This window comes from Luteimonas galliterrae, assembly GCF_023374055.1.
GTDB classification, from domain to species: Bacteria; Pseudomonadota; Gammaproteobacteria; order Xanthomonadales; family Xanthomonadaceae; genus Luteimonas_C; species Luteimonas_C galliterrae.
Genome location: NZ_JAMBEP010000001.1, coordinates 2,079,744 through 2,093,021, shown reverse-complemented (window position 1 = coordinate 2,093,021; position 13,278 = coordinate 2,079,744). Strand labels below are relative to the sequence as shown.

The following is a 13,278-nucleotide window of genomic DNA, read 5'->3' as shown; positions in this document are numbered from 1 at the left end:
TAAACGTTTACATGCCCATTATGCAGCCAAAACGCGGCGATCCCAAGGCCCTGGACCGGATCAGTAGTAGCGGCTTACCACGTGTTTAGCCTCGGCGAAGAATAGCCAGCGCTCGACGAAGGTACCAGCCAGCATGCAGACCACGGTCAGCGGGAACAGTCCGGCGGCGGCTTTGGGCCAGAGCGCTATCGCCACGGCCGCCAGCACCGGCACCCCGGCGAACAGGCCCAGCGCTAGCCGGCGCAGCCGCCGTGAATGCTCGCGTGCGACCACGAAGACCATTTCTTTGGTGATGAAGTTGGCCTCGGTATGCGGGCGTTCGAACACTTCCACCTCGCGCCCGGGCAGACCGACGGCCGCGCCGCGGGCCGGCCGCGGGTCGCTGCGGTCGGTCTCGCGCCAGTACAGCAGCTTCAATAGCGCGGCCAGCACGCCCAGCACCGCCAGGATCTTCGACAGCCCGCCTGCCGCCTGGGCGTCGGGCAACCGCCACAGCATCAGCAGGAACAACAGCGCCGCGCCGCCGAGCAGGGCGAACAGCAGATAGCCCGGCAGCACCAGCGGATGTGTCCAGGCGGGGATCGGCTTAAGCGAGGCGTAGATCATCGCCGTGCAGGCGATCGTCGCCAGCGCCAGCATGGCGGTGACCATGCCGACGATCACCAGCAGCGCCGCAGCGTCGGCGGATTTTTCGTTGCGCCACAACAGGAACACCATCGCCATCGCCGGCAGATAGGTCAGCAGCGACAGCACGCCTTCGCGCGACAACCATGAAGTGCGCCATTGCGACATCGCGCGCCAGGCGCGTTGCGGCTTGCCCAGATGGCCCAGCGAGCACAGCAGGCCTACCGTCACCAGGACTATGGCCAGCGCCGCGGCGATCAACTGCATCGAGGCCAGTTGCGGTGCCATGCTGCCGCGCGTTTGCAGCATCGAGACCGAGATCCCCAGCCAGACCAGCAGGCCGTAGCCGGCGCCCGACAGCGTGGTGAAGAAGATGACGGAGAGGGCGGGGTGCATGCGATTCCGACTTCCTGCTTTGCCGTTGCTTCAAGGCCGTCATTCCCCGCGAAGGCGGGAATCCAGCGACTTGGCTTCTTGTTTCAGAAGACAAAGTACTGGAAATGCGAACGGAAAGTCACTGGATTCCCGCCTTCGCGGGAATGGCGGCTTAAAAGCCCCCACAAACAGCAACCTGCAAGCGTGATCGGCTTAGCGCTTCAGGATCCGATCCAACCAATGCAACGGCGACGCCGCTTTTGACGGATTTTCGGCCGCGCCTTCATCGCCCGCGCGCCGCGGCCGCGGCGGCAGATAGCGGTTGACCGGCTGGTAGCCCAATTCGGGCATCAGCGCCACGCCGCCGCGTTCGGCCACCAGTTTGGACACTTTCGATTCCGGATCGCCCAGATCGCCGAAGTGCCGAGCCTTGGTCGGACAAGCCTGCACGCAGGCCGGCTGGCGTTCGCTCTCTTCCAGGTTCTGGTTGTAGATGCGGTCCACGCACAGCGTGCATTTCTTCATCACGCCTTCGACCGCCGAATACTCGCGCGCGCCGTAGGGGCAGGCCCAGCTGCACAGCTTGCAGCCGATGCACTTGTCTTCGTCGACCAGCACGATGCCGTCCTCGGCGCGCTTGTAGCTGGCGCCGGTGGGGCATACCGTGACGCAGGCCGGCGTTTCGCAGTGCAGGCAACTGCGCGGGAAATGCAGCGTCATCGCCGGTTGCGCGGCTGCTATAGCCCCTCTCCCTCCGGGAGAGGGGTTGGGGTGAGGGTTCGGCGAAGCGACGGCGTTCAAGCGGACGTCGTACTCCGAACCCTCATCCGCCCTTCGGGCACCCCGGATCGAGTCCGGGGCAGGCTCTTCTCCCGAAGGGAGAAGGGAAGCCAACGGTGCGACTTCGTAGCTGTGCACGCGGTTGAACCAAACCCCGGACGGATCCTTGCCATACGGGTTCTCGTCGGTCAGCGGCCCGGCGATGCCGCCGGAATTCCACTCCTTGCAACTGGTCGCGCAGGCATGGCAGCCGACACAGGTGTCCAGGTCGATGACCAGGCCGAGTTTCTTCTTCGACGGCGGGGGCAGCGCAGTCATGGTTCGCCCCTCGCTATCAGCCAGAGTCCCGATGCCGCAATGGCAAGGCCTCCCGCCAGCCTCACGATCAGGTCGCCGGTGGACGGCGGATCCGCGAATGGATTCGCGTCGTCCGATAGCTGCGCGCCCGCGGGGTCCAGCAGGGCCCAGAGCGAAAACACGGCTATGCCTGCGCCGAGCGCCACTACCGCCCATCCGGCCAATCCGAGCAACCGTTTCATCCGTGCGCCTTCTTACGCGCCTGCGCGCCGTAGCGAAGCGGCTTTTCGTCGCCTTCGCCGAAAGAGATCGGCATGAATTGCGGCTGCGATTCCATCGCCGCGCCGTCGACCTTGCGGATCGCGACGCGCAGGTCGAACCAGGCCGCCTGGCCGGTGACCGGATCGGCATTCGCGTAATCGCTCTTGGGCAGCTTGTCGGAAATGAGGTGATTCAACAGGAAGCCTTTTTCGCCTTCCGGCGCATTTTTCGCCAATCGCCAGGCGCCCTTGCGCTTGCCGATCGCATTCCAGCTCCACACGGTGTCCGGCTGCATGTTGCGTGCGAATTTGGCCTGCACGGTGATCTCGCCGTGATGAGAACTCAGCGCCACCCAATCCAGATCGGCGATGCCGTACTTGGCGCCGGTGTCCGGATGCAGGTACAGGTAATTGCGCGCCGCGATCTGCCGCAGCCACGCGTTCTGCGAACCCCAGGCGTGGTACATGAACATCGGCCGCTGGGTGATGGCCGACAACGGGAATTTGCTCTTTCCTTCTCCCTTCGGGAGAAGGTGCCCGAAGGGCGGATGAGGGTTCGGAGAAGCGTCGTAAGCCGGAGCACCGTCGTTCTCCGAACCCTCACCCCAACCCCTCTCCCGGTGAGAGAGGGGCTTCATGTCGTCGATTTCCGCACCTTCAAAGGGCTCGTACCAAATCGGCAGCGGATCGAAGTAGGTTGCCACGCGGTCGCGCTGCTCGTCCGGAGGCTGCGCAGCGCCATGGCCTTGCGCGGCTAAGCGGAACTTCTGCAGCGTTTCCGAATACAGTTGCAGCACGATCGGTTCGGTGGATCCGACGAAGCCGAAACGCTGCGCCCATTCCAGATAGCTGCGGTTGGCCATCTTGAAATAGCGCGCATGCTCGGGAATTTCCTCGCGCCAGAAGCCGCCGTTGTCGATGTAGCGCCGCATCTGTTCCGGATTCGGCGCGCCCTTGCCGTGCTGCGTGCCGTCAGCGCCGCGCCAACCCGCAAGCAGGCCAACGCCAGGCGCGCGTTCGTGGCGGACGATGTAGTCGGCGTAGTCGCGGTACAGCGGCGAGCCGTCGGCGTGCACCATGCCGGGCAGGCCCAGCCGCGCGCCCAGATCCAGCAGGACCGACTGGAAGCCGCGCACGTCGCGGCCTTCGCGCTGTGTGGCAGGATCGAACACGGGGTGGCGGATCGCATCCGCGGCGCCGTCGGCGTCGGAGATCGGCCGGTCGAGCAGGCTGATGCAGTCGTGACGTTCCAAATAGGTGGTATCCGGCAGCACCAGGTCCGCGTACGCGACCATTTCCGATGCGTACGCGTCGGAATAGATGATGCGCGGGATGCGGTATTCGCCGTCGTCGCGCTTGTCGGTGAGCCAGCCGATGGTCTCGCGGGTGTTCATCGCCGAGTTCCAGCTCATATTGGCCATGAACATCAGCAGCGTGTCGATCGGATACGGATCGCCGGCATGCGCATTGCGGATCACGGTATGCAGCATGCCGTGCGCGGCCAGCGGGTAACGCCATGAAAACGCGTGGTCGATGCGGCGCGGCTGCCCGTCCGCATCGACCAGCAGGTCCTCGGGCGCATGCACGAAGCCCAGCGGCGGCGCATCGAGCGCGCCGTTGTCCTTGCGCGTCTTGCCGGGCCGGTTGGGCGGCGCGATCGGCTTGGGGAACGGCGGCTGGTAGCGGAACGAGCCGGGCGCGTCCACCGCGCCCAGCAGCAGTTGCAAAAGATGCAGCGCGCGGCAGGTGTGGAAGCCGTTGCTGTGCGCGCTGATGCCGCGCATCGCGTGCATCGCCACGGGGCGGCCGACCATGTTCTTGTGTTCGCGGCCCCAGGCATCGGTCCAGGCGATCGGCAGGGTCAGATTGCTTTCGAACGCGGCCTGCGCCAGTTCGCGCGCGATGCGGCGGATGGTGTCGGCAGGGATGCCGCAACGTTCGGCGACGGCATCCGGGGCGTATTGCGGATCGAGGTAGCGTTCTGCGATCAGTTGGAAGACGGGCACGGCGCGGCGGCCGTCGGCGAGGGTGAATTCGCCGACGACTGCAGGCGAAATTCCAATGGCGTCGGCGCTTGCTTGAGCTCCCTCCCTTTCGCGTAGCGGAGGGGAGGGTTGGGGAGGGGTGCCTTTCGCTTGCGGAGAGTCTTGCCGCAGCTGGCTTACCCCCTCCCAACCTCCCCCTTCGCTGCGCGAAAGGGGAGGAGTTGAGGCGTCGCGATCCCAGCACAACGGATTGCCTTCGGCATCGCGCGCGAACAATCCATCGTCCGCACCGCCCGGATTGCGGACCACCAGCCAGTGCGCATTCGCATACCGCACCAGATAGTCCAGATCGATCCGATCCATGCGCAGCAATTCGTGGATCAGCGCGAACGCGAACAGCCCGTCGGTGCCCGGGCGGATGCCGATCCATTCGTCGGCGATCGCGCCGTAACCGGTGCGTACCGGATTGACCGCGACGATCTTGGCGCCGCTGGCCTTCAACCGGCCCAGGCCGAGCTTGATCGGATTGGAGTCGTGGTCTTCGGCCACGCCCCACAGCATGAAGTAGCGCGCATGCTCCCAGTCGGGCTCGCCGAATTCCCAGAAGCTGCCGCCGAGCGTGTACAGCCCGCCTGCGGCCATGTTGACCGAGCAGAACCCGCCGTGCGCGGCGTAATTGATCGTGCCGAACTGCTGTGCCCACCAGCCGGTCAGCGCTTGCGACTGGTCGCGGCCGGTGAAGAAGGCCAGCTCGTCGGGATTGCGTTCGCGGATCGGCGCCAGCCAACCGGTCGCGATCCGCAGCGCTTCTTCCCACTCGATCTCGCGGAACTCGCCGCTGCCGCGCTCGCCCACGCGCAGCATCGGCTTGTCCAGCCGCGCGGGCGAGTAGTGCTGCATGATCCCCGAGGCGCCCTTGGCGCAGATCACGCCCTGGTTGACCGGGTGCGCGGGATTGCCTTGGATGTAGCGGATCTTGCCGTCGGTGAGCCAGACTTTGATGCCGCAGCGGCACGCGCACATGTAGCACGTGGTCGTCTTGACGTCGTCGCCCGGCGAGGGCGAGGTGTTGATGGCTGGCTCTTTGGGAGCGGGCGCGGGCATGCCGCGTATTGTGCCTGCGCGCGGCACGCGCGTGGTGCTCTTGCTGTTCCCCTTTGAAATTTGCTGTTCCCCCCTTTGGAAAAGGGGGGCAGGGGGATTTGCTTTTGATCTTGGGTCCACAACAACAGCAACGGCAAGAGCAAATCCCCCTTAATCCGCCTTTTTCAAAGGGGGAAACAGCAAGGGCGACGGTGTTATTGCGGCGGGTCGATCTTGATCGAGGGGTCGTTGAAGCGCGTATAGCGGATCGTGACGTCCGCGGCCTTGCCTTCCTCGCTGCTGGTGTGGCGGATCTGCACCGGCAGACCGTCTTCGCCGATCCACATGGTCACATCGGTCGGCTTGGGTTGGGTGTTATGCACCAGGTACTTGCGCGCCGCGATGCCGTCCACGGTGTCGCGGCCCTGCGCTTCGACGGTCAGCGTGGCCTGGCTCTCGGCCAGCTTGGCCGGGTCGCGCCATTGGCTCAGCGTGCCCTTGGGCATGGGCATCTTCATCGAGCGGCCCTGCACGCTCATATACATGGTGTCGCCGATGATCACCTGGGTGCCCATCGGCATCTGCATGCGATAGCGGTCCGGGGCGACGAAATCCATCTCCGTTGTCATGCCGCCGCCCGGCATCGCGGCGCCGGTCATGTTCATGGTGGCGTGGAAACTCTTGACGTCCAGGAAGCCGTCCATCGCGGCCTTGATCTCGTCCTTGGCGCTGGGCAAGGGGTTGAGCTTGTCCGCGACCGCGGCGGCCGTCGACTGCGCCTCGGCGGGGGCGGGCGCGCCATCGGCGGCGGGTGCGGCGGGCTGTTGCTTGCAGGCGGCCAGTGCGGCGATCAGCGACAAGGCGAGCAGGACGACGGGAAGGCTGCGGCGCATGTGGGTTCCTTGTGGGAGAGCGGCTCGGCGGGCCGGTCCCGGCCCGGTATCCCTGGTGAGAACGTAGCCGCGGCATTGTGACGGACAGACGCCGCCACGACGCCGAAGAAGCCGCATAATCCGCCCATGGACCGTTACGAGCGCATCAACGCCCTGCACCGCATCCTGAAGTCCGCGCGATACCCGGTGACGGTGCCGCGGCTGCAGGAGGAACTCGGCTGCTCGCGCGCCACCGTCTACCGCGATCTGGCCTTCCTGCGCGATGCGCTGATGGCGCCGGTGGTCGGCGACGGCGAAGCGGGTTTCCGCTACGAATCCGGCGAAGCCAGCCGTTTCGAATTGCCCGGCCTGTGGCTGAGTTCGGAAGAACTGCACGCGCTGCTGGCCGCGCAGCAACTGCTGGCGCGCACCGGCGGCGGCGTGCTGTCGAGTGCGCTGGCGCCGCTGCACCAGCGCATCGAAGGCCTGCTCGCCGAGCATGCCGGCGGCAAGCGCTGGCCGGTGGAAAGGGTGCGGGTGATCCCGCACCGCACCCGCCGCACCGACGAGCACGCCTTCCGCACCGCCGCTTCGGCGGTGCTGGAACGCAAGCGGCTGGCGTTCGAATACCGCGCGCGTTCCACCGATGAGAAGACGCGGCGCACCGTTTCGCCGCAGCGCATCACCCACTACCGCGACAATTGGTACCTGGACGCCTGGGACCACGAACGCGACGCGCTGCGCAGCTTCTCGGTGGACCGCATCGGCAACGCGCGCGTGCTGGAGGAAGCCGCGCTCGACATCGGCGACGACCAGCTCGATCAGCACTTGTCGTCCAGCTACGGCATTTTCTCCGGCGAGCCCAAAGGCTGGGCCACGATCGTGTTCAGCCCCAAGGCCGCGCGCTGGGTGGCCGACGAGCACTGGCACTCGATGCAGCAGGGCCGCTGGCTGCCCGACGGCCGCTACGAACTGAAAATCCCCTACGGCACCTCGCGCGAACTGCTGATGGACGTGCTGCATTACGGCAGCGACGCCGAGGTGATCGAGCCCAAGTCGCTGCGCGAACAGGTGCGCTCGCTGCTGTCGCTGGCGCTGAGCCAGTACGACCGCGATTGATGGCGGCGGCGGAAGCCCCGAAGATCCGCCGCGGCGAACCCGTCGCGCTCGCATTGGGCGCAGGCGGCGCGCGCGGCCTGGCCCAGATCGGCGTGATCGAAGCGCTGGAGGCGCGCGGCATGGAGATCGTCACCGTGGCCGGTTCGTCCAGCGGTGCGCTGGTCGGCGGCATCTTCGCCGCGGGCAAGCTGCACGAGTACCGCGAACGCTTGGTGGCCATGGACCGCGGCGATTTCATCCGCCTGCTCGATCCGGCATTGGGCGGCAACGGCCTGTTCCGTGGCGAACGGCTGATCGATGCGATGCGCGAAGTGGTCGGCGATCCGCTGATCGAAACGCTGCCGATCGGCTACGTCGCCGTCGCGGTGGACCTGCTGCGCCAGCGCGAAGTGTGGCTGCGGCAGGGCCCGCTGTGGCAGGCGATCCGCGCCTCGTTCGCGATTCCCGGTCTGTTCACGCCGGCCGAAGTGCACGGACGCGAGTTGGTCGATGGCGGATTGCTGGCGCCGTTGCCGATCGCGGCCACGCGTTTGTCCGATGCGCACCGGCTGATCGCCGTCGACATGCACGGCTGGCCGGAAAAACCGCCCGGCCAACCTGCCGTAGCAGCCGATGCGCCGGCGCGCGAGAACCGTTTCACCGCCTGGGTCGAGCGCCACCTGCGGCGGCGCATGCGCGAGGAGCAGGGCGAAGAGATCGGCCTGAGCGAGATCATGGCGCGTTCGCTGGACACCATGCAGGCGCAGATCGCACGCATACAGCTCGCGCTGGATCCGCCGGAACTGGTGATCCGCATCCCGCGCGACGCCTGCCTGTTCTACGAATTCTGGCGCGCCGGCGAAATGATCGAGCTCGGCCGCATAGAGGCGGAGAAAGCGTTGGACGCCGCCGGTTACTGAACCTGACCGGACTCTCGACGCCGGCGCAAGGATCGCGCGGTTAGCATGGCGCGATGATCCAAAGCGCGCTGATCGTGTGCGTAGGCAATATCTGCCGCAGCCCCATGGCCGAAGCCTTGCTGCGCCATCGCCTGGCCGGCCGCGACTTCGCCGTCGGTTCGGCCGGGCTCGCCGCCTTGCGCGGCAACCCGATCGATCCGCTGGCCGAACAGGTGCTCGCGGCGCACGGATTGAGCGCGAAAGCGCACATCGCCCGGCAGATCGAACAGGCTTTGATCGACCGCGCCGACATCGTGCTGACGATGGAAAAACGCCATATGGCCGCGTTGCGCGCGCTGTCGCCGCAATCGAGCGGGAAAATATTCCTACTGCGCAGGTGGCGGGACGGCGCCGACATTCCCGATCCGTACGGCCGCAAGCTGGACGAATTCGAACGCGCCTACGACATGATACACAGCGCGATGGACGATTGGATTTCGCGCGTCTGACGCATGCGTTACAGCGTTAGACGACGTTCATGAACGGCGCACTCATGCGCGAACGGATCGATCATGCGCTGCACCTATTCAGCAGTCTGAAGCTGAGTTCTTCATCTTTTCATCAGGTTGCTATCACTAAATTCGCTTCGGCCTAACGGTAACGCCGAGGCGCAGCAAGTGATTCGTTTACTCCACATAAGGAAATTCGACCGCCCGGGGGGACGGTTGTTGTACGTGCGGATGCACACGGATTCCAACAACTAATAAAACAGCCTCCGAGGCACGCATGGATGATCCAAAACTGGTCGCAGCCAGCGCCATCGCATTGGCCGTGACATTGTTCGCCATCTTCTCCATACGGCCCGTTGCGCGCCGCTTCGGGTTGGTGGACAAGCCGGGCGGGCGCAAGCTCCACCGCGGCCGTATCCCCCTGATCGGCGGCCTGTGCATCTTCGCCGGCATGCTGGTGGGACTGAGCTACCTCGGCTATCTGGATCGCTTCGTGATGAGCCTGATGGCCGGCGGCGTGCTGATCGTCCTGATCGGCCTCGTCGACGATTTCGGCGACCTGAGCGTGCGCTCGCGCCTGTTCGCGGAGGCTGGCGTCGTGGCGCTGGTGATCGCGGCATCGGGATTCCACGTCGACGATCTCGGGCTCAAGCTCGGCGAGCACAGTTTGGCGCTGGGTGCGTTGGGCGTGCCGTTCACCATCGTCGCGGTGATCGGCTTGATCAACGCCTTCAACATGCTCGACGGCATCGACGGCCTCGCCGCTTCCATGGCGATGGTCAGCATCGCGGCGATCCTGTTCTTCGACCAGACCAGCTGGTCGGTGCCCAGCGTGCTGTTGCTGCTGCAGGTGCTGTTCGCCGCATTGATCCCCTACCTTTTCGTCAACCTGGGGTGGCCGGACGGACGCAAGATCTTCATGGGCGACGCCGGCAGCATGCTGATCGGCTTCCTGCTGGCATGGAGCCTGGTCTTCCTGAGCCATCGCAATGTGGCGCGGCTGGCGCCGGTCGACGTGCTGTGGTGCGTGGCGCTGCCGATCATGGACACGTTCGCGGTGATGTATCGCCGCCTGCGCCTCGGGCGATCGCCTTTCAAGCCGGATCGGCAGCATCTCCATCATCTGCTGCTGGACGCCGGCTATTCTCCGCGCCTCGCTCTGGCGGCCATCGTCTCCGCCGGCGTCCTGCTGGCGACGTTCGGCTATGTCTTGCGCGGCTTGCCGCACTTGGTGAGCGCAGCGGCGTTCGCAGCGACGCTGGTGGCCTACGTGTTGTGGCTGCCGCAGATGTTCGTGCGGCTGATCGCGCCATTCCGCTTGCGGCCTGCGACGGCCGAACGCGCTGCGGCCATCGTGGCCGGCGAGGGCGCGTTGGCGCAGGCGTGGGAACCGTCGCTTGCCTCCGGCGAACGCGGTAACGGCGGCGCCGTCGACGCGCCGGCCGCCGCGGAAGCGGACTCGTCGCAAAGCCCGTTGAAGGCTTTGTGGGTGCTCGCGGACCAGGCCGATGCGGACAAGATCGCGCCCATCGCCCAGCGCTTGTCTCAGGACGAACGTTTCGGGCCGACGGTATGCGTCGCCGCGAGCTCGGGCCAGGATCCGGACGCTGCGGTCCAAGTGCTCGATATGCCGCTGGGCCGCATGCCGGATCCCGTGGAGCCGGCTCGCGATCCGATCGAAATCGGCTCCGCGGCGTTCAGCGGCATGGAGCGCGTGCTGCGCGAAGTGCAACCGGACATGGTGCTCGTGCCCGGCGCCGCCGCCGCTTCGTTCGCGACGACCCTGGTCGCCTACTACCACCAGATTCCGGTGGTGTGCATCGATACCGAAACCGCGGACGACACGGACGCTCCGGGCGTGCCCGACGAAGCCAGCCGCAAAGTCATCCGCACGTTGGCGTCGTTGCATGTGACGGGCAACGCATCCGCCGGCCGGCATCTGATCGAAGACGGCGTGCCCGTCGAGCGCGTGCTGGTGGCCGACAGCGACCAGAGCGATGCCTGCGGGCGCATCGTCGAAGCTTTGGCGGGCTTGCGCGCCGCACCCGATGATCAAACCCCGCCGGTGCGGTACGCAGGCTCGCCACCGACCGCCGCGATGCAAGGCGCGCAAGCGTTATGACGTCCCAGGCCGCCGCCGTTCCCGGATGCGGCCGAAGACGAGCGCGCGCGATCGCTGGCGTAACGCCGGCTCCTCTCTACTCCCATCGGTGAAGAAACATGTCTAGCCCCCTGATCACGAGAATGGAACCGCCGCCGCAGGCGCCGCAAGCGATGCGCGAAGACGATATCGATCTTCCGTCGCTGGTGACCACGCTGGGCGAGAACAAGCGGCTGATCCTGTTCGGAACGGCATTGTTCCTGCTCGCCAGCGTGGCGTACGTGCTGCTGGCGACGCCGAAATACGAGGCCAATGCGGTGGTGCAGGTCGAGAGCCGTCTGCCCACTTTTCCCGGCTTGAGCGCGCGCGCCGGCATGCAGCCGCCGATGGCCGAAGAGGCCCCCGCGACGACGGAAATCCAGCTGCTGACGTCGCGCCGCGTGCTCGGCGAGGCGTTGCGGAACCTGCGCCTGGATATCGAAGTCCAGCCGTTGCGTTTCCCGCTGGTCGGCGACATCGTCGCGCGGCAGTTCCAGAAGTTGCAGCCCGGAACGCTGTCCGAGCCGTGGTTGGGCCTGAACCGCTACGGCTGGGGCGGGGAACGGCTCGATATCGCGCAATTCGAAGTGCCCGCCAACCTGGTCGACGTGCCGCTGCAACTGACCGCGCGCGAACGCGGCCAATACACGCTGTCGGACGGCAACGGCAATCTGCTCGCCAAAGGACGGGTGGGCGAAGTCGTCGCCGCGCAGGGCGTCAAGTTGCTCGTGCGGACGCTGGAAGCCAATCCCGGCATGCGCTTCGAGATCAAGCGCATGAACACGATCGCGATCATGGATACGCTGAGGAAGGAAATCAGCGCGACCGAACAGGGCAGGAGCTCGGGCGTCATCGCGCTGAGCTACGCCAACACCGACCCGGTGCTGGCCCGCGAAGTGCTGGACCAGGTCACCCAGGCCTACGTGCGCCAGAACGTGGCGCGCAATTCCGCCGAAGCGGCCAAGCGGCTGACCTTCGTCACCGAGCAGCTGCCGAACGTGCGCCGCGAACTGGCGAAGGCCCAGGCGGCGCTGAAGAATTTCCAGTCCCGCACCCAGACGATGGATGTGGGCCTGCAGAACAAGGCGCTCCTCGACCAGACCATCGCGCTGGATACCGGCATCCAGCAGCTGCGCATGCAGATGACCGAACTCGCCAGCCGCTACACGCCGCAGCATCCGGCCTACAAGGCGCTGCAGCAGCAGATCGGCCAGTTCCAGAGCGAAAAAGGCGCATTGCAGGGGCGCATCCGGCAATTGCCCGATACGCAGGAGGGCTTGTTCCGGCTCAGCCGCGACGTGGAGGTCACCAACCAGACCTATGCCAACCTGCTCGACCAGGCGCAGCAGCTCAACATCGCGCGCGCCAGCGCCGTCGGCAATGCGCGCGTGATCGATCCGTCAGCGGTCAACTTGGGCAGTCCGGCGTGGCCGAAGCCGATACCCGTCATCGCCGGCGGCACGGCGCTCGGCGCCTTGCTGATGGTCGCGATCGTGCTGTTGCGGCAGATGTTCAAGCGCGGCGTCGAAGATCCGGTCGACATCGAGTTGCTGGGCTTGCCGGTATACGCATCGATTCCGTTCAGCGAAAAGGGACGCGAACTGGCCGTGCATCCGCGCCATTTCCGCCGCGAAGGCCGCCAGCGCCTGCTGGCGCTGAGCGCGCCGACCGACCTGGCCATGGAAGCCCTGCGCACCTTGCGCACCAGCCTGCATTTCGCGCGGTTGGAAACCAGGAACAACCTTCTGATGATCGCCGCGCCGAGCCCGGGCGTGGGCAAGACCTTCGTTTGCGCCAACCTGGCGGTGACGATCGCCCAAGCCGGCCAGCGCGTGCTGCTGATCGATGCGGACATGCGCCGAGGCACGCTGCACGACGCCATCGGCGTCAAGGCCGAAGGCGGCCTGTCCGAACTCATCTCCGGACGCATCGGATTGGACGAAGCGTTGCGCCGCGTGTCCGGCACCGACAGCCTGGCGTTCATTTCGCGCGGCGCCGTGCCGCCCAATCCTTCCGAGCTGCTGATGAACGCCAACTTCGCCACGCTGCTGCACAAGCTGGCGCCGTGCTACGACATCGTGGTGATCGATACGCCGCCGGTGCTGGCGGTCACCGATGCGGCCGTGATCGGCCATCAGGTCGGCACCTGCCTGATGGTGGTGCGCTGGGGCCTCAACCAGCAGCGCGAGATCGCGCTGGCCAAGCAGCGGCTCGAGCAGAACGGCGTGCAGGTGAAGGGCGCGATCTTCAATGGCGTCCAGAAGCGCGGCGCCGGCCAATACGCCTACAGCTATTACGAGTACCTGCCGGCGCGCAATCCCTCGCCGACGCACTAGGGCTTATCCCGACAACGCTT

General features: G+C 66.1%; 10 protein-coding genes. 5 read left to right on the top strand and 5 right to left on the bottom strand.

Annotated elements, in window-relative coordinates:
• Positions 1-60 precede the first annotated feature (60 nt).
• The 5 genes from M2650_RS09690 to M2650_RS09670 all read right to left on the bottom strand — a co-directional run bounded on the left by M2650_RS09690 (position 61) and on the right by M2650_RS09670 (position 6,297).
• Positions 61-1,020 (bottom strand): dimethyl sulfoxide reductase anchor subunit family protein, encoded by a 960-nt coding sequence (locus M2650_RS09690; protein ID WP_249473736.1) that lies wholly within the window; start codon positions 1,018-1,020, stop codon positions 61-63.
• Between the two features lie 192 nt (positions 1,021-1,212).
• Entirely contained in the window at positions 1,213-2,097 is an 885-nt protein-coding gene (locus M2650_RS09685) for a 4Fe-4S dicluster domain-containing protein (RefSeq protein ID WP_283254645.1), read from the bottom strand.
• Positions 2,094-2,318 carry a hypothetical protein gene (locus M2650_RS09680; RefSeq protein ID WP_249473733.1) on the bottom strand — a complete coding sequence of 75 codons (225 nt, stop codon included), beginning with the start codon at positions 2,316-2,318 and terminating at the stop codon, positions 2,094-2,096. Before M2650_RS09680 ends, M2650_RS09685 begins: the two co-directional genes overlap by 4 nt.
• The gene (locus M2650_RS09675; protein ID WP_283254644.1) at positions 2,315-5,425 is read right to left on the bottom strand and encodes a molybdopterin oxidoreductase family protein; all 3,111 of its coding nucleotides are present in this window, start codon (positions 5,423-5,425) and stop codon (positions 2,315-2,317) included. The genes M2650_RS09680 and M2650_RS09675 overlap by 4 nt, the downstream gene beginning before the upstream one ends.
• Positions 5,426-5,619: 194 nt before the next feature.
• The gene (locus M2650_RS09670; RefSeq protein WP_249473731.1) at positions 5,620-6,297 is read right to left on the bottom strand and encodes a LolA-like protein; all 678 of its coding nucleotides are present in this window, start codon (positions 6,295-6,297) and stop codon (positions 5,620-5,622) included.
• A gap of 126 nt (positions 6,298-6,423) precedes the next feature.
• On the opposite strand from M2650_RS09670, the gene M2650_RS09665 reads away from it, so the two are divergent.
• The 5 genes from M2650_RS09665 to M2650_RS09645 all read left to right on the top strand — a co-directional run bounded on the left by M2650_RS09665 (position 6,424) and on the right by M2650_RS09645 (position 13,258).
• Positions 6,424-7,395 (top strand): helix-turn-helix transcriptional regulator, encoded by a 972-nt coding sequence (locus tag M2650_RS09665; RefSeq protein WP_249473729.1) that lies wholly within the window; start codon positions 6,424-6,426, stop codon positions 7,393-7,395.
• Complete coding sequence (locus M2650_RS09660) at positions 7,395-8,294, top strand: patatin-like phospholipase family protein (RefSeq protein WP_249473726.1); 900 nt, start codon at positions 7,395-7,397, stop codon at positions 8,292-8,294. Before M2650_RS09665 ends, M2650_RS09660 begins: the two co-directional genes overlap by 1 nt.
• Positions 8,295-8,347: 53 nt before the next feature.
• Positions 8,348-8,782, top strand: coding sequence for a low molecular weight protein-tyrosine-phosphatase (locus M2650_RS09655; protein ID WP_249473723.1), 435 nt, complete (start codon positions 8,348-8,350; stop codon positions 8,780-8,782).
• A gap of 277 nt (positions 8,783-9,059) precedes the next feature.
• Positions 9,060-10,904 (top strand): UDP-N-acetylglucosamine 2-epimerase, encoded by a 1,845-nt coding sequence (locus tag M2650_RS09650; protein ID WP_249473720.1) that lies wholly within the window; start codon positions 9,060-9,062, stop codon positions 10,902-10,904.
• 98 nt (positions 10,905-11,002) lie between these two features.
• A complete protein-coding gene (locus M2650_RS09645; protein WP_249473716.1) occupies positions 11,003-13,258 on the top strand; it encodes a polysaccharide biosynthesis tyrosine autokinase in 2,256 nt (751 codons plus the stop codon).
• Positions 13,259-13,278: the final 20 nt, after the last annotated feature.